The following is a 17,825-nucleotide window of genomic DNA, read 5'->3' on the forward strand; positions in this document are numbered from 1 at the left end:
GAGTACCATGAAAAAAACCAAAGAAATCCATTTTGAAGACGCCATTCAATATCACTTCATTGAAAATGATAAATACGTTAAAGGGAATTCTGCTGATTTTGACCCTGAGTTATGCCTTGAAAAATCCCGTATTATTAACTTTATTAAAGAGACACAGCTAAAAACTTGGCAAGCCCTTGAGGTTATTCATGGTGATGAAACCGATAATGTACTTATTGCTGATTTACGTAAGCATATTGGCACAAAGGGGCTGCTAAGTGTTATTCGAAATGGGTTTAAATGTTTTGGTAAAAAATTCAAGGTGGCGTACTTTTTACCCAATAATCAGCTCAATGCCGATACCATTGCGCTTTATAATAAAAATCAGTTGTCGGTAACTCGTCAGTTATATTTTTCTAATAAAGACACAAAATCGCTCGATATGGCGATATTTTTAAATGGTTTACCTGTTGTTACTTTGGAACTCAAAAATAAATTTACCGGTCAATCAACGGAACATTCTAAGCTGCAATATAAAAATGACAGAGATCCTAACGAGCCAATTTTTCAGTTTAAAAAAGGTGCATTAGTCCACTTTGCTGTTGATACTGATTTAGCCTTTATGACAACTCGACTAAGCGGTAATAAAACCTTCTTCTTGCCGTTTAATTTAGGTGTTAATGATGGCGCAGGTAATCCGCCAGCTGAAGACGGTGGTTATCGTACTGCTTACCTGTGGCGAGAGGTGCTGCAAAGTGACAGCTTGCTAGATATTCTTAATCGTTTTATGCATTTGCAAGTGGAAGAGAAAAAGATACTTAAAGATAACGTTCTTAAGAAAATCAAAAAAGAAACCATGATTTTTCCGCGCTATCACCAATTAGATGTTGTGCGTAAGTTAATTGACCACTCTAAAACTAATGGTGCTGGTAAAAACTACTTAGTTCAACACTCGGCAGGCTCAGGTAAATCAAACTCTATTGCATGGTTGGCTCACCGTTTATCAAGTTTGCATACTGAGACCGATGAGAAAGTTTTTCACTCGGTTATAGTTGTGACTGACAGAAAAGTACTTGATCAACAACTACAAGATACTATTTATCAGTTTGAGCATAAGCAAGGTGTGGTTGTAAAAATTGATGAAGATACGCGACAGTTAGTAAAAGCGTTATCAAGTGGTACGCCTATTGTTATCACCACTGTGCAAAAATTCCCATTTGTATCTGAGACGCTAGAAAAGCTTAATGAGGAGTTAGGTGAAGGCTCTGTTGAGTTAAGCACCAAAGGTAAGCGATATGCGGTAATCGTTGATGAAGCCCATAGCTCACAGTCTGGTGAAACGGCTATGGATATGAAGTATGTACTTAATAAAGATGGTGTTGAAGCACAAGCAAAGCAATATATTGCTGACAACGAAGAAGATGAGCAAGATGAAGTGATCCGTACTATGCTCCGCCGTGGCAAACAGGATAATTTAAGCTTTTTCGCTTTCACTGCTACGCCAAAATACAAAACACTCAAGATATTTGATGAGCCAGGCAAAACAGGTGAAGCCCCATTTCATCACTACACTATGCGCCAAGCCATTGAAGAGAAGTTTATACTCGATGTATTAGCGAACTACACCACTTATAAAACCTACTACAAAATTACGCAAGCGGCAGAAAAAGATCCCAACGTAGAGCGTAAAAAGGCTGCTCGTGCACTCGCTCGTTTTTTGACACTACATGAATATAATATTGCACAAAAAACAGAAGTGATGATTGAGCACTTTAGAGCGCATGTTCGTCACAAAATAGGGCAACGTGCTAAGGCGATGGTAGTAACTGATTCACGTTTACATGCAGTGCGTTATAAAAAAGCATTCGATGATTATATTGAAAAGAAAGGCTATACCGACGTACGTAGCCTAGTTGCCTTTTCAGGTACTGTTGAAGACCCTGAAGTGCTGGGTGTTAATTATACTGAAGTTGGCATGAATAATGGTATTGCTGAAAAAGCTTTACCTGAAGCGTTTGAAACCGATGATTATAAAGTGTTATTAGTAGCTGAAAAGTATCAAACAGGCTTCGATCAGCCTTTGCTCCATACAATGTATGTTGATAAGAAGCTATCAGGTATACAAGCCGTACAGACGCTCTCTCGGTTAAATAGAACAGCAGCAGGTAAAGAAGATACTTTTGTATTGGATTTTAGAAACGAGCCTGACGAAATTTTTGAAGCATTCAAACCATTTTATAGAGTTACTCACGCAGAAGAATTAACGGATCCACATCATCTTTATCGTTTGCAAACTCAAATTGATGAACACCAAGTCATCCATGAAAATGAAGTAAATGATTTTTGCACTGTGTATTTTGCCCCAAAACGAAAAGAGAGCGTACATGATCACGCAAAAATGAATGGGATTATCGATCTAGCAGTAGATCGATATCTTGAATTAGATGAAGAGTCGCAAGCAGATTTTAAAGGTTTATTGGTTAATTTCAGAAATATGTATGGCTTCTTATCACAAGTAATGCCTTATCAAGATACTGATTTAGAAAAACTTTATACCTACTTACGTTACTTGTTAACGAAATTACCAAGGGATGCTTCAGGTCCTGGTTATCAAATAGATGGAAATGTTGAACTTGAATATTACCGCTTACAAAAAATCAGCGAAGGATCTATTAATTTAGAACCGGGTGATGCCGATAATTTATATGGGCCTTCTGATGTAGGTACAGGCTCTTCTACTGAAGAAGAAGTCCCTTTATCTGAATTAGTTAAAGCAATTAATGAAAGGTTTGGAACGGACTTTACCGAAGCTGATCGTTTGTTTTTTGAACAGATAGAAGAAGAGGCTTTTGAAAGTGAAGATCTCAAAGAGGCCGCTTCAGCAAACAGCTTTAATGACTTTTCATCTATATTGTCTAAAGTGTTCGAAGATATATTAATTGATCGCATGGATGGTAATGAAGAAATCTTTCAGCGTTTAATGGGCGATGCTGATGTACGCGGCATTGCAATTAATGATATTGCTAAGAGCTTGTATAAGCGCTTTAGGAATAATAATGTATGAGTTTACAATACATTTATAGAATTGATACTAACACTTGATTCTAGGCACATCATGCCACTTGGTTGTGTATTGTGGGGTAAGAAGTTCACGCTTCATGCCCCATTTTTGATCTATGCCTTGAGCTGCTAGAAATAGAGTATCATTACCGTATTTTTGATTAATTTTATCAAAGGTATTCATCAACCGAGTATCGTCTGGTTTTGGGTTTAACCAATCTAATTGCTGGTGGCTAGATGATATTAATTCTAAAAGTCCTACGCCAATTTTGTAATAGGAAATTCCTGGCTGATAAAGTTGCTTAGCAATCTGTGTAACGACTTGAGTCATCACCTGAGTATCATTGGTTGGATAGGCGAAATGATGTAGCTTTTTAAATCTAGAAGGCTTTTCATCATACGGAGAGTTTGCAGCAAAGCACATTAACACTTTACACACACTACCTTGCTGACGGGCTTTATAAGCAGCTATAGAAGCATGTTTAGCTAATGCTTGCTGTAGTTCATCCAGGCTAGTGATCCTTTGGCCCATACTGCGAGTTGAAAAGATTTGTTGTTTATCGGCTCTAGCTGTTTCCCACGAAATACAAGACAAACCGTTGAGTTCACGAATGGTTCGCTCTACCTCAATGCTAAATTCCCTTCTTGCTCGCTCGGGCGAAAATAATGCTAAATCTAAAGCAGTTTTTACTTTTACACTGCGTAATTTAATCGACAGCTTTCTTCCAATTCCCCATACATCTGACGCATCCAATTGATTTAATATATTTGTTCGTAACACGTCATTATTGATGACGCAGACACCATTAAAACTCTTTATTTTTTTAGCCGCATGGTTAGCTAATTTTGCCAAGGTAACGGTTGATCCCATTCCTACACAAACCGGTAAGCGGCATTCCTTCCACACTGCTTTACGGATATTGATTCCATACTCTGTAAAGTCAGTGATCATCGCGTGACAACGGTTAAAGCGTAGGAATGATTCATCAATAGAGTAGATGTGTTGCTCTGGTGAAAAACGACCAATGACTTGCATCATTTTAGCTGAGAGATCGGAGTACAATTCGTAGTTCGATGAAAGGGCGATCACTCCTTTTCGCTCGCATAAAGCTTTGATCTTGAAGTAGGGTTGGAGCTTCGGTACACCAACTTCTTTAGCCTGACGATTTGCAGCGACCACCATACCATCGTTATTAGAAAGCACGATAATTGGCTTACCACGCCATTCAGGACGAAACACTTGCTCAGCACTGCAATAAAAGGAATTGGCATCAACTAAAGCGTACATGAGCTAATCCACCAGCAAATAGCTAGGGCGGTGACAGCGTATAGATCGGATCACCACGCCTTCAATGGTAAAGGTATCGTAATCATGAATAGGGATTGGTTGGATGGTTTCGTTAGCTGACAATAATAATCGTCGTGCTGAATCTAATATTTTGCACACAAACTCACCATTAAAGTTAGCGACGATTACATCAAGATTACCAGGTGTAACATGCCGATCCACTATAAGGATATCATCACTGAAGATACCGACACCTTGCATTGATTCACCACAAGCACGACCAATAAAAGTCGCATTTGGATGCTCGATAAGTAATTCATCTAAGCTTAATGATAGCTGAGAATATTCTTGTGCTGGCGACTCAAACCCTGAGATCCCGGCACTTGCTTTGATTGGGATTACTTTCATAAGACGACAATAATTATACTGTATAAAAATACAGTATAATTATTGTTGTTTGAGAAGGGAAGTAACAATAATCAAATAACGGCTTTTAGATTTTTTAAGCCTGAAATGGATAAGTTCCCTTGTGATGATTGTTCTATATGCCCACTCCACCAGATCATCATTGGTCTACGTCGCTCAAGATAATCCGTTCTATTATAAGCGGCACGAACCTGACTATCGTCAACGTGTGCTAATGCCGCTTCAATCAGATCAGATTCAAACCCTTGCTCATTGAGTGTGGTACTCGCTATCGAGCGTAAGCCATGACTTACTAGACGACCAGCAAATCCCATTCTTTTTAAGGCCATATTAGCGGTCTGACTATTACATGGTTTTTTAGGATCACGGTCAGATGGAAAAACAAATTCTCTGTGTCCACTTATAGGCTTCATGATTTCTAATAGCGCCAGCATTTGCTCTGTGAGTGGGATGCGGTGCTCTCTTCTTTTTTTCATTCGCTCTGGTGGAATAGTCCATATCATCTCATCAATGTTAATTTCATCCCAGCGAGCACCGGAAGCTTCAGCAGGGCGAGTCATGGTATTGAGCTGCCACTCAATGAGACAGCGAGTAGTACGTTTGATACTGGCATTAGCAATAGCACTCATAAGCTCAGGTAGCTCATGTGGTGCTAGGGCGGCCATATTCTCTTTTTTAGGTTTTTTGAAAGCAGCCTTTATACCAGTTAAAGGATTGGCTTGTATTAGGCCACAGTTGGTCGCGTAATTCATTATCTCATTGAGGCGCTGCGTTAAACGCTTGACGGTCTCAAGGCTTCCTTTCGCTTCGATAGGACGTAATAAATCAATAATTAGTGGGGCGGTTATTTCTTTGATTGGTGTATCTGCTAGCTTAGGAAATACATGAAGCATTAGAGAGCGCCAGATATCGTCTGCATAGTCTGGAGTGATTGAATCTTTTTTGATTTCAAACCATTCTTGAGAGACATTTTTAAAAGTGTGCTCATGAACTTCTTTATATTCTTTCTGTTTTCTTTTTTTATCATCTTGTGGATCGATTCCTTGGGCGATCAGCTCTTTTAAATGAATTATACTTTTACGTGCTTGAGCAAGAGAAATGTCAGGATATCGACCTAAGCTGTAATTGGCACGCTTTCCGTTAGTTGGTCGATAATAGTTGAGTTGCCACTGTTTTGAGCCACTAGGGGATATCCTAAGTTTTAAGCCTTGGCCATCAACAAGGTTATATTCTTTTTCTTTCGGCTTGGCATTTTTGATTTCTGTAGCGGTAAGTGGTCTTGTTTGTCTAGGCATCGTAGTAACCATTAATGTAGGAACTTTTATCTAGGTTCCTACATTGGTTACTAAAAGTCAAAGATGTTAAAAGACGTCTTTGAACCTTAATGTATGCTAAGTTATTGATTTTAGGTTTCTTGGGCACAAAAAAAGACGCCCTAGGACGTCTTTAAATGTAGAATTGGTGGAGCTGGCGGGATTTGAACCCGCGTCCGAAAACCATCCATCATTGGTACTACATGCTTAGTCGATCTTTAATTTCACCACCGACCTGCGAACCGACACGCTAGTTGATGGCTATCCTGAATTGTTTTTAATGCTTTGTCTCTCAGGCGGGAGACGCCACACGAGTTTGTTTGGGTTTGACTCTCTGTTATTCCCCGTCTTACAAACGGAAGCTAGGGCAGAAAGGCTCTCAGCAGGGTATTAAGCTGCTAGTGCGTAGTTTTCGTCGTTTGCGACTATTTTTTTGCGGCTTTTTACGTGGCAAACCGCCCCACGGCATGCACCTCAGACTTACAAATTCCCGTCGAATCCTGAATCAGCCCCAAGGTCGTTTGAGTGATTTTGCACTACTCAACAAAATATCAAACTGTTACTTTGTGTATTATTTATTAATACAGTGAGCGCATAGTAACATAATCTTTTTTAGAGTCTAGTGACTTGCGCTCAAGTGGTTATTATTAACTCACCTATTTGATTTTAACGTAAGCTGCTCTTCATGATGCGAGCTTTATCACGTTGCCAATCTTGGTTCTTTTTGTCGTCTCGTTTGTCGTGAAGTTTTTTACCTTTCGCGACCCCAATTTTCATTTTGACCCAAGATTTAGACCAGTAAAGTGATAGGGCAATTAATGTCATGCCTTCACGATTGACTCGGCCAAATAAATTATCGAGTTCACGTCGGTTCAATAACAGCTTACGAACGCGTGTTGGGTTAGCCACGATATGGGTAGAAGCTTGTTGAAGTGGGATAATAGACGCACCACTAAGGAAGGCTTCACCATCGCGAAGAAAGACATAGCTTTCTGCGATATTGGCTTTACCTTGACGTAAAGATTTTACTTCCCAACCTTGTAGCTCTAGACCAACTTCAATTTCATCGTCGACGAAATATTCGTGTCGAGCTTGCTTGTTAAGAGCGATAGTATTACTACCGGCTTTTGATTTTGATTTTTTCTTTGCCATAATGGCCTCATTATATACCTAAGTAATCTTAAGATGCGAGTTTCCGCCAAGAATAAAACAAGTTTTCGCTAAGGCATATTGAAAATGTCATCGTAGAGTTATCTCTTTATTCTGGTGCGCGAATATAACGTTTTTTGTTAACAGTTTGAATGTTTCATTTCTGATTTTGCTTGGGGTTGGAATAACGTTATTTTGATGATTCCTGTTAACTCATTCTTGATAATATTTTGTTTATCTTAGAGAATTTGTTTTATGGCTCAAATTTAGGAAAAAATATGCCCCAAGTTAACCGTTCTGCTTTGGTCTCTTTTAGTGCAAAGCAAATGTATGATCTGGTCAATGATGTTGAAAAGTATCCCGAGTTTTTACCTGGCTGTTCTGGTGCAAAGTTGCTTGAGTCGACGGAAACATCGTTAACTGCCTCTGTGGATGTATCAAAGGCTGGTATTAGAAAGACGTTTACGACATCGAACACCATGGAACCTGGGCATAGAATTAATTTGACATTGGTGGATGGTCCCTTCAAGTCATTAGCAGGTTTTTGGTTATTTACCCCATTAGATGAGTTTGCGTGTAAAGTGGAGTTGAGTTTATCGTTTGAATTTACCAATAAGCTTGTTGAAATGGCATTTGGAAAAATCTTTAATGAGTTGACGAATAATATGGTGAACTCTTTTACACTGCGCGCCAAGCAAGTTTATAAAAATTAATTGGCGACCTAGAAAGCTATAATTGCTGATATAGAAATCTGAGTGGATAAGTAATGATGGATGAAAATGCCTTGATTCATGTTGAAGTCGTGTATGCGCTACCACATGAACAAAAAGTCTTTGAGTTAGCCGTAGCGTCTGATTTGACAGTACAAGAAATTATTGAGCAATCAGGAGTATTAGAAAGTTATCCTGAGATTGATTTACGCCAAAATAAAGTGGGTGTCTATAGCCGTAATGTCAAGTTAGATGCGACGGTTCGAGATAAAGACCGAATTGAGATTTATCGACCTTTGTTGGCTGATCCGAAAGAGATTCGCCGTAAACGAGCGCAACAAGCCAAAAATAGTTAATCTTGTTCTCAAGCCTTTTTCTAGGCAATTTCTGGCTATCTAATTGTCCGCAACTGAGGTTAATTAGTGTGATTGGTATAAAAATGGCTCTTATTGTGAGTGAAGTGACCCCTTAAAGTTGGACATTTCTGTTATGCGGCTTCTAAGGCCTGATTTCGGTATTCTACCGGAGTTAGGCCTTTTAATTTCACCTTAATCCGATCGTTATTGTAATAATCAATATATTCATCAATGCATGCCATAAGTTGCTCAGCACTGTCAAAGTGGTAACCATGGTACATTTCTGTTTTTAAAAGTGCGAAGAAGTTTTCAGCCACAGCATTATCAAGACAGTTTCCTTTTCTCGACATACTCTGATTTATTCTTTTCTCTTTTAGCTTGTTACGATAATCACGGTGTTGGTATTGCCACCCTTGATCACTATGTAAAGTTAACGAGGACGCTTGACTTAACTTACTCGTCGCTTTCTCTAGCATCTCGGTCACGAGATGTAATTTAGGTGAGGTCGCTACAGTATGACTAACGACTTCTTGATTAAATAAATCGATGATAGGAGATAAATAGACTTTTTCACCTGCCACTTTAAATTCCGTCACATCGGTCACCCATTTTTCATTTGGTTTCGTCGATTTAAAGTCTCGCTTCAGAATATTCGGGGCAATACGCCCAATCGCACCTTTATAAGAACGATATTTCTTCGGTCTTACGGTCGATTTTAGCCCTAGTTTTGCCATTAAGCGCTGAACCGTTTTATGATTTAAGTAGATGCCTTCTCTACGTAAAGCATAATGAATGCGTCGATAACCATATCGACCTTTATGCTTATGAAATATTCTTTCAATACTCGCTATCTCATTCGCGTAAGGCTCGGGAGTGCTCAACACTTGGCATTGGTAGTAATACACACTCTTGGGCAATCCAATGGATTGCAATAAATGCTGGATTTTGTGTTGGTGTTTTAGAGCTTGAACAGTCAACGCTTTTTCTTTGCTGCTTGACGTTTTAACTTGTCCAGCTCCTCTAACTTTTTTAGAACAGCATTCTCCGCTCTCAAATAAGCCAGTTCCTCTCTGAGTTCATCAAGTGACATGTCTTCATCAGGTTTAGTCGGACGCTTATTTGATTGAGTTTTCATAGATGGTCTGCCTTTAGGTCGGGAATGTAAGCCTTGGAATCCCGACTGATTATAAAGCTTTAACCAAACAGAAATAGTCCCGTTAGAAGAAAAATTGAATTCAGCACTCGCTTGGCTTATAGACCAGTTATTTTCCCACATTGATTTTAATACCGAGAATTTAAAATCTGCGGAGTTTTCATAATCAAGAGGTAAAAATGAAGATGAACCATGGATCCTGTAAACAGAAGTCCAATAACGAATTTGGTTCGCAGGAATAGATAACTCTTTTGCAAGAGATGTCGATGATTCGCCATCAAGGCAACGCTGAGCAATGCACAGCTTTAATTCTCTGATGTACTTAGACATAAAATAACCCCCAATGTTGGTGTCCAACTATTGGGGGTCAGTTCAGATGTCAGGCCATTTTTTATGAATGATTGAGCAGAGGGCTTAGTTTAATGGGGTACTCAGTTCAATGGAGTATAGAAATCCGAGCTGAGTTCAAAGTCCCCTGACGCATTCGCCAGCTTTTGAGTTTGAGGATCAAACTTCACAATAAAGTTTTTTTGGACTGAATCATCATGTCCATGAGTAAAGTGGTAAATGTAATACCAAGTGTCAGGGTAACCATTTTCAACCAACATTGGTGAACCGAGAACATAACGAACTTGTTCTTTGGTCATGCCAATACGGAGTTTGTTGACATCCGGTTGCTCTAGATAGTTACCTTGAGCAATGTCGATGCGATAAACGAAGCGTTCAAGTACGCTACAACCCGATAATATCGTTAATACGAAAGGGATAATTAATATCCACTTTTTTAAATGCATAGTGGTTTTCTTAGAGTTAAAGGCTAAAAACTGCCTTGATAATAAACAAGCCCAGCTCAGAAGTAAAAGCCCTCAGGGTTAAACATGCAAATAAGACCTAAATTTTAGAGTTTAGTTGCAAAGTTTATATCAATAGACGTTATTCTTCCTAGACCCTAGACCCTAGACCCTAGACCCTAGACCCTAGACCCTAGACCCTAGACCCTAGACCCTAGACTTAAGCTGCAATTAACAATTCTTTGGCATTTGCTTTAGTTGAATCAGTAATCGTGCTGCCGCCAAGTAAACGTGCTAGCTCATCAATGCGTTGTTGTTCTGATAATTGATGTATTTGAGTTTCAGTCTTACCGGCTTTAGTTTGTTTGGCAACAAAGAGCTGTTGATGCCCACATCCAGCCACTTGAGGTAAGTGAGTGACGCATAATACTTGAGTTGATTCGCCAAGTTGACGCAGCATTTTGCCAACCACGCTAGCCGTTGGACCACTGATCCCTACATCCACTTCATCAAAAATAAGACTCGGTGTTTGTACTTTTTGGGCGGTGATCACTTGAATGGCTAAAGAAATACGTGATAATTCACCACCAGAGGCCACTTTTGCCAAGGCTTGCAAAGGCTGGCCAGGGTTTGTGGATACCAAGAAGCTAATTTGATCGATGCCCAATGGTGCTGAGTGTTTTTCATTGCTGACAATATCAATACAAAATTGTGCTTTTTCCATGCTCAGCTCATGCATGCTGTGTGAAATCAGTTTATTGAGCTCTTTGGCATAGCGATGACGGCTTTTGCTGAGTTTTTCTGCTGCCATTAAAAAAATCTGATATTTTTCGGTGACTTCATTTTCCAGTTGTTCGAACTTTTCATCGGAGCAATCAAGAGCTTCAATTTGTGCTTTGATTTCTTGATGGTATTGATACAGATCTTCAGGGCGAACGTGATGTTTACGTGCGGTCGTCATGACTTTGCTAAAGCGCTCTTCTACTTCGGCAATATGGGCCGGATCAACATCGATACTGTCAGCATAATGACGTAACTCTGAATTAACCTCTTCCAGTTGGATCATAGCTTCAGATATCAAGCTGGATAAGTGACTTAATGAGGGGTCTAAGTCGGCTAGCTCTACTAAAGAATGACTCACAGAATGTAATAATGCCATCGCATTGACATCTTCGCCTTCGTATAACTCGTTGATTGTTTGTTGACAGGTCATGGCAATTTGACCACTGCTTGAGAGCACTTTATGTTGTTGTTCCAGCTCTTCAAATTCTGTTTCTCCTAAAGCCACTTCATCAAGCTCTTTTACTTGGTATTCAAGCAATTGTTTTTGCGCTAAGTTTTCTTGGCTGTTGGCTTTTAGTGTTTTGAGTTGGTTTTGCAGTTGACGCCAATCTGAATACGATTTTTTTGTCACTTGGATCAGTTGTTGATGCCCTGCATATTGGTCGAGCAATGTCAGTTGATGCTCAGGCTTCATTAATAAATGATGTGCGTGCTGACCGTGAATGTTAATTAAAGTTTGCCCAAGTGCTTTGAGCTGAGAAAGTGGCACTGGATTACCATTAATAAAGGCGCGAGAACGCCCCTCATTGGTAATAATACGGCGAATGATGCATTCACCAGACTCTAGTAATTCATTATCCTCTAACCAGCGTTTAGCGTTGAGGTTGTTGTCTAAAATAAAGGCAGCAGTAATGTCGGTTTTATCCTCTCCTGGGCGAACCATATTACAATCAGCACGACCACCTAAACATAAATTGAGCGCATCAATGGCAATTGATTTACCTGCGCCAGTTTCGCCGGTAATGGTTGTCATTCCTTTGAAAAGCTCTAGCTGTAAAGATTTAACAATCGCAAAATTATTAATGCTTAAATGGGAGAGCATAAATCCACCTTCAGAAAAGAGAAAAATCACTGTATGTACAAACAGTATATACTGGCTTTTTATACAGTAAAGTTTTTTGTGTGAATTTTTGCTCGTATATTGATTTACATACAAAAATGCCCTGTAGATCACAAATCAACAGGGCATTAAATAGGGAGGAATTATTCTCTAAGTTGTTGGCGTCGCAGTGAGCAAAACAACGGCTTCAAATGTGAAAAGGAATTAGAACAACTTGCTTGACCAACCTAACTTATGACGCAAAACGTGGTAATAGCTGTAATCTTCAGGATGGATTAATTTTAAGCTATTTGGGCTTTGGTAGATCTGAATCTCATCACCAGGCGAAACTGGCAGAGAAATTTGACCATCGCAACTGACTTCTTGAGTGCCTCGATTATCTGGTGAGACGAGTAATTTGATGTTTCGATCGCCATCAACCACTAATGGGCGGCTTGAAAGCGTGTGTGGAAACATTGGTACTAAAGAAATCGCATTTAAGCTGGGAGATAAAATTGGCCCACCGCCGGATAACGAATAAGCCGTCGAGCCTGTTGGGGTTGAGACAATTAACCCATCGGAGCGTTGAGAAAATGCAAAGCGATCATCAATATACACTTCAAACTCAATCATGTGCGCCACTTTTCCCGGGTGAAGGACCACTTCATTGAGGGCTGAGTTATGACTTTTTATGTGGTTGCCACGGTGAACTTCTGTTTCTAACAAGAAGCGCTGTTCAACGAGGTAATTCCCTTGAAGCACACTGAGTAAAGTGTCATGAAAATCTTCAGGATTAAGGTCGGTCAAAAAGCCTAAGTTGCCTCGGTTGACCCCAATCACTGAAATATCAAAACGAGAAAGAATGCGCGCAGCACCCAGCATATTGCCGTCACCACCGACGACGATGGCTAAATCGGCTTGTTCGCCAATCTGCAACAAACTGGTAAATACCTCACTCGGTATATCATCTAAAATATCACGTAATCGTTCATCGATAATAACGGTATAACCTTTATCCATTAGCCAATAGAAAAGCTCTTTATGCGTTTGCACGGCTTTATGGTCGCGCGGTTTACCAATAATGGCGATAACGTTAAAAGGCTTTTGCATAGTGTCGGCTCGATAAATAAAGAGGTTTATAATAGGTCATTATGTTCATGATTGAAGCATTAGCCTCAATTATTGGGCGGATATACTCATTTTAAGCATAACAATAAAAGATAAAGTCGCTATTACGCTTGAATCACAAATCTTCATCCCCATAATAAAGGCAAGTGGAACGACTATGCGAGTATTTTGTGCCTATTCCGTTATGGCACGCGCGTAGTGTTGAATTTATTCTTGGAGATCACATGACTAACGAACACAACAAACCGCAAAATGAAGATCTAAAAGCTGATGACGTGCAAGTTGAGCAAGAGCTTGTCGATGAGGAGATTCTGATGGATGACGCTCAAACGATTGGTGGCGAAGGCGATATTGAATGGAATGAAGAGAGCGAACAAGAGTCTTCTCGTGTTGTTGAGTTAGAAGCGGCCTTACAAGCTGCAGAAGCGCAAGTTAAAGAGCAACAAGATTCCGTTCTTCGCGCAAAAGCTGACGTTGAAAATATGCGTCGTCGCAATGAGCAAGAAATGGATAAAGCCCGTAAATACGCGTTGAACAAGTTTGCTGAAGAACTTTTACCAGTAATTGATAACTTAGAGCGTGCGATTCAAGCCGGTAACCCTGAAGATGAAACAGTGAAGCCGATCCTTGAAGGTGTTGAAATGACGCATAAATCTTTTGTTGATATCGTGGCTAAATTTGGTTTAGTTGCTATCAACCCAGAAGGTGAAGCATTCAACCCAGAATTGCATCAAGCGATTGGTATGCAAGAAAGCCCTGAGCATGAATCAAACACTGTCATGCTGGTGATGCAGAAGGGTTATGAGCTTAATGGTCGTGTAATTCGCCCTGCAATGGTAATGGTTGCGAAATAACAAACCTCGCTATTTAAGCCTTTTAGATGCCGAGTAATAAAAAACTCGGCATTTTTTTATTTTTTCCCCTTGAAAACTTTTTGTATGCCCCTATCTATTGAGCATACAGAAAAACGTAATGCGAAATACAAAACAAATTAGCTTACAGGGTTGAATCCCAATTCTGAGCCCCCATCTAATTGAAATAAAGCTGGGTATAGCAAAAACTGAATAACTGAATTCTTTGGAGAATCTCAAATGGGTAAAATCATTGGTATTGATTTAGGTACAACTAACTCATGTGTTGCAGTATTAGACGGCGACAAACCACGTGTAATTGAAAATGCTGAAGGTGAGCGTACAACGGCATCAGTGGTAGCTTATACAGATGGCGAAACATTAGTAGGTCAACCTGCAAAACGCCAAGCGGTAACTAACCCTGAAAACACATTGTTCGCAATCAAACGTTTGATCGGTCGTCGCTTTGAAGACGAAGAAGTTCAACGTGACATCAGCATCATGCCTTACAAAATCGTTAAGGCTGATAACGGTGATGCTTGGGTAGAAGCGAAAGGCCAAAAAATGGCGGCTCCTCAAGTTTCAGCTGAAATCTTGAAAAAAATGAAAAAAACCGCTGAAGATTACTTAGGTGAAGCGGTGACAGGTGCAGTAATTACGGTTCCTGCTTACTTTAACGATGCTCAACGTCAAGCAACAAAAGATGCGGGTCGTATTGCAGGTCTAGAAGTAAAACGTATCATCAACGAACCAACTGCAGCAGCATTGGCTTACGGTCTTGATAAAAAAGGCGGCGACCGCACTATCGCTGTTTATGACCTTGGTGGTGGTACATTCGATATTTCAATTATCGAAATTGATGAAGTTGAAGGCGAAAAAACATTTGAAGTTCTTGCGACTAACGGTGATACACACCTAGGTGGTGAAGACTTTGATAACCGTCTAATCAACTACTTAGTTTCTGAGTTTAAAAACGAGCAAGGCATTGATCTGAAAAACGATCCATTAGCGATGCAACGTGTGAAAGAAGCGGCTGAAAAAGCGAAGATTGAACTATCTTCTGCACAACAAACAGACGTTAACCTACCATACGTAACAGCGGATGCGACTGGTCCTAAACACATGAACGTAAAAGTAACTCGTTCGAAACTAGAATCTCTAGTTGAAGATCTAGTACAACGTTCTCTAGAGCCTTTAAAAGTAGCACTAGCGGATGCGGATCTATCTGTAAGCGAAATTACTGACGTTATCCTAGTTGGTGGTCAAACACGTATGCCAATGGTTCAAGCTAAAGTGGCTGAGTTCTTTGGTAAAGAAGCACGTAAAGACGTGAACCCTGATGAAGCGGTAGCGGTAGGTGCTGCGGTTCAAGGTGGTGTACTTGCGGGTGACGTAAAAGACGTTCTTCTACTAGACGTAACGCCTCTATCTTTCGGTATCGAAACGATGGGTGGTGTGATGACGAAACTGATTGAGAAAAACACAACGATTCCAACAAAAGCGAATCAAGTGTTCTCAACAGCAGAAGATAACCAAAGCGCTGTAACCATTCACGTATTGCAAGGTGAACGTAAGCAAGCGTCTTACAACAAATCTTTAGGTCAATTTAACCTAGAAGGTATCAACCCTGCGCCACGTGGTATGCCACAAATCGAAGTGACTTTCGACTTGGATGCGGATGGTATCTTGAACGTATCTGCAAAAGATAAAGCGACTGGTAAAGAACAAAAAATCACGATCCAAGCATCTGGCGGTCTATCAGATGAAGAAATCGAGAAAATGGTACAAGAAGCGGAAGCTAACAAAGAAGCGGACAAAAAGTTCGAAGAGTTAGTAACTACTCGTAACCAAGCTGACCAAATGATTCACGGTACTCGTAAGCAAATTGAAGAAGCCGGTGACGCACTTCCTGCTGATGAGAAAGAGAAAATTGAAGCAGCGATCTCAGCACTTGAATCTGTGAAATCAGGCGATGACAAAGCAGCGATTGACACTAAAGTTCAAGAATTAGCCGCTGCAGCTCAAAAACTGATGGAAATTGCTCAGCAAAAAGCCCAAGCACAACAAGCTGAAGGTGGCGAACAAGCTAAACCTGAAGACGATGTGGTTGACGCTGAATTTGAAGAAGTAAAAGACGAAGACAAAAAATAATCCAACGGATTGTGGTTAAGTCTGCTGTCCTGTAATTGAAGTCTTTCATTTACAGAATCAGTGAATCGATGTGCGGGCGTTTAGAGTTCACCTCTCACGCCCGCAATTTTCGATCTACTGTCAGAGAATTTATGAGCACAATGTCCTGCTAGATAATCATTTCCTAGTTTGACTAATGGATAGGATTATCTAGCTAGATATAGCTGGGAACTTTTAGATAAACATTTTGAAAAACATATTAATAAGCAAAGGCTTATTAGTTTAAATAAATTGGTGAAACGAGCATGTCAAAACGTGATCTTTATGAAGTATTAGGTGTAAGCCGTGATGCATCAGAGCGCGATATTAAAAAGGCGTACAAGCGTCTTGCGATGAAATATCACCCAGACCGTAACCAAGAAGCGGATGCCGCGGATAAATTTAAAGAAGTTAAAGAAGCGTATGAAGTTTTAACTGATCCACAGAAAAAGCAAGCTTATGACCAATATGGACATGCCGCCTTTGAACAAGGTGGTATGGGCGGCGGCGGTGGCTTCGGTGGCGGCGGCGGTTTTGAAGACATGTTTGGTGATGTCTTCGGTGATATTTTTGGTGGCGGTGGCCGTCGTGGCGGTGCGCAGCGTGCTCAACGTGGTGCTGATTTGCGTTACAACATGGAATTATCACTTGAAGAAGCGGTTCGTGGTTGTGAAAAAGAAATCCACATCTCAACTTTAGCTGAATGTGAAGTGTGTGATGGTAGCGGCGCTAAAGCAGGATCAAGTTCGCAAACTTGTGGTACTTGTCATGGTCATGGCCAAGTGCAAATGCGTCAAGGATTCTTTGCGGTTCAACAAACCTGTCCAACCTGTAATGGTCGCGGTAAAATCATTAAAGATCCTTGTGGTTCATGTCATGGTGAAGGTCGCAAGAATAAGAGCAAAACGCTTAATGTTAAGATCCCTGCAGGCGTGGATACCGGTGATCGCATTCGTTTAAATGGTGAAGGCGAAGCGGGTGAACGTGGCGCACCAGCAGGTGACTTATACGTCCAAGTACATTTAAAACCGCACCATATTTTTGAACGTGATGGTAATAACCTGCATTGCGAAGTGCCTGTAAGTTTCACTTTAGCGGCGTTAGGCGGTGAAGTGGAAGTACCGACACTGGATGGCCGTTTTAAATTAAAAGTACCGGCTGAAATGCAAACGGGTCGTATGTTCCGTATGCGCGGTAAAGGCGTAAAATCAGTACGTGGTGGTGCAACCGGTGACTTGATCTGTAAGTTGGTTGTAGAAACACCAGTCAAACTAAGTTCTCGTCAAAAAGAGCTATTACGTGAGTTGGAAGAGTCTTTTGGTGGTGAAGAAGCCAGTCAAAAGCATAAACCGAAATCAGATGGTTTTTTCAATGGCGTGAAGAAGTTCTTTGATGATTTGACTAGCTAAAGCGACGTTAAGTTTAAAATGAACTAATTGATAAATTACAAAGCCTCCAGTGATGGGGGCTTTGTTGGTTCTCGGAGCTCGGTTTGCGGGCGCTGCGCCGCTCGTTTATCGGAAAAGAATAAGATGAGTTTCTAGTGGGATTTTATCTTTATCGAGCAACG

General features: G+C 40.4%; 15 protein-coding genes and 1 other RNA gene. 6 read left to right on the forward strand and 10 right to left on the reverse strand.

The annotated features are described in order from the left end of the window. The first annotated feature begins 7 nt into the window (after positions 1-7). The gene (locus VCA1004_RS03110) at positions 8-3,043 is read left to right on the forward strand and encodes a type I restriction endonuclease subunit R (protein ID WP_086982442.1); all 3,036 of its coding nucleotides are present in this window, start codon (positions 8-10) and stop codon (positions 3,041-3,043) included. 27 nt (positions 3,044-3,070) lie between these two features. Here VCA1004_RS03110 and VCA1004_RS03115 read toward each other — a convergent pair whose 3' ends face one another. From VCA1004_RS03115 to smpB, 5 genes are all read right to left on the reverse strand, one after another. Further along, entirely contained in the window at positions 3,071-4,327 is a 1,257-nt protein-coding gene (locus tag VCA1004_RS03115) for a Y-family DNA polymerase (protein ID WP_086982444.1), read from the reverse strand. Between the two features lie 3 nt (positions 4,328-4,330). After that, the gene (locus tag VCA1004_RS03120) at positions 4,331-4,735 is read right to left on the reverse strand and encodes a LexA family protein (RefSeq protein ID WP_086982447.1); all 405 of its coding nucleotides are present in this window, start codon (positions 4,733-4,735) and stop codon (positions 4,331-4,333) included. 71 nt (positions 4,736-4,806) lie between these two features. Beyond that, on the reverse strand, positions 4,807-6,048 hold the full coding sequence (locus tag VCA1004_RS03125; protein WP_086982448.1) for an integrase domain-containing protein: 1,242 nt from the start codon (positions 6,046-6,048) through the stop codon (positions 4,807-4,809). A gap of 164 nt (positions 6,049-6,212) precedes the next feature. Continuing rightward, positions 6,213-6,579, reverse strand: a transfer-messenger RNA (tmRNA) gene (gene ssrA, locus VCA1004_RS03130). A 153-nt stretch (positions 6,580-6,732) separates the two neighbouring features. Next, on the reverse strand, positions 6,733-7,218 hold the full coding sequence (gene smpB / locus VCA1004_RS03135) for an SsrA-binding protein SmpB (protein ID WP_027696831.1): 486 nt from the start codon (positions 7,216-7,218) through the stop codon (positions 6,733-6,735). Between the two features lie 275 nt (positions 7,219-7,493). Here smpB and VCA1004_RS03140 point away from each other — a divergent pair, with 275 nt between their 5' ends. Then, entirely contained in the window at positions 7,494-7,928 is a 435-nt protein-coding gene (locus VCA1004_RS03140; protein ID WP_086982450.1) for an SRPBCC family protein, read from the forward strand. A gap of 53 nt (positions 7,929-7,981) precedes the next feature. Next, positions 7,982-8,281: an RnfH family protein gene (locus tag VCA1004_RS03145; protein WP_086982452.1), complete on the forward strand. Its 300-nt coding sequence runs from the start codon at positions 7,982-7,984 to the stop codon at positions 8,279-8,281. A 131-nt stretch (positions 8,282-8,412) separates the two neighbouring features. Here the strand turns inward: VCA1004_RS03145 and VCA1004_RS03150 are convergent, their stop codons facing one another. The 5 genes from VCA1004_RS03150 to nadK all read right to left on the reverse strand — a co-directional run bounded on the left by VCA1004_RS03150 (position 8,413) and on the right by nadK (position 13,217). Further along, the gene (locus VCA1004_RS03150; protein ID WP_086982454.1) at positions 8,413-9,258 is read right to left on the reverse strand and encodes an IS3 family transposase; all 846 of its coding nucleotides are present in this window, start codon (positions 9,256-9,258) and stop codon (positions 8,413-8,415) included. Further along, positions 9,255-9,764, reverse strand: a complete 510-nt coding sequence (locus VCA1004_RS03155; RefSeq protein ID WP_086981789.1) for a helix-turn-helix domain-containing protein — start codon at positions 9,762-9,764, stop codon at positions 9,255-9,257. The genes VCA1004_RS03150 and VCA1004_RS03155 overlap by 4 nt, the downstream gene beginning before the upstream one ends. A 101-nt stretch (positions 9,765-9,865) precedes the next feature. Further along, positions 9,866-10,228 (reverse strand): outer membrane protein assembly factor BamE, encoded by a 363-nt coding sequence (gene bamE, locus VCA1004_RS03160; RefSeq protein WP_086982458.1) that lies wholly within the window; start codon positions 10,226-10,228, stop codon positions 9,866-9,868. Between the two features lie 217 nt (positions 10,229-10,445). After that, positions 10,446-12,110 carry a DNA repair protein RecN gene (gene recN, locus VCA1004_RS03165; RefSeq protein ID WP_086982460.1) on the reverse strand — a complete coding sequence of 555 codons (1,665 nt, stop codon included), beginning with the start codon at positions 12,108-12,110 and terminating at the stop codon, positions 10,446-10,448. Between the two features lie 222 nt (positions 12,111-12,332). Next, a complete protein-coding gene (gene nadK / locus VCA1004_RS03170; protein WP_086982462.1) occupies positions 12,333-13,217 on the reverse strand; it encodes an NAD(+) kinase in 885 nt (294 codons plus the stop codon). A gap of 242 nt (positions 13,218-13,459) precedes the next feature. Here nadK and grpE point away from each other — a divergent pair, with 242 nt between their 5' ends. From grpE to dnaJ, 3 genes are all read left to right on the forward strand, one after another. Next, positions 13,460-14,089 (forward strand): nucleotide exchange factor GrpE, encoded by a 630-nt coding sequence (grpE, locus tag VCA1004_RS03175; RefSeq protein WP_086982464.1) that lies wholly within the window; start codon positions 13,460-13,462, stop codon positions 14,087-14,089. Between the two features lie 237 nt (positions 14,090-14,326). Then, positions 14,327-16,237, forward strand: a complete 1,911-nt coding sequence (gene dnaK / locus VCA1004_RS03180; protein WP_086982466.1) for a molecular chaperone DnaK — start codon at positions 14,327-14,329, stop codon at positions 16,235-16,237. A gap of 284 nt (positions 16,238-16,521) precedes the next feature. After that, on the forward strand, positions 16,522-17,664 hold the full coding sequence (gene dnaJ / locus VCA1004_RS03185) for a molecular chaperone DnaJ (protein ID WP_086982468.1): 1,143 nt from the start codon (positions 16,522-16,524) through the stop codon (positions 17,662-17,664). Positions 17,665-17,825: the final 161 nt, after the last annotated feature.

The sequence above is a fragment of the Vibrio aphrogenes genome, assembly GCF_002157735.2.
Lineage (GTDB): Bacteria > Pseudomonadota > Gammaproteobacteria > Enterobacterales > Vibrionaceae > Vibrio > Vibrio aphrogenes.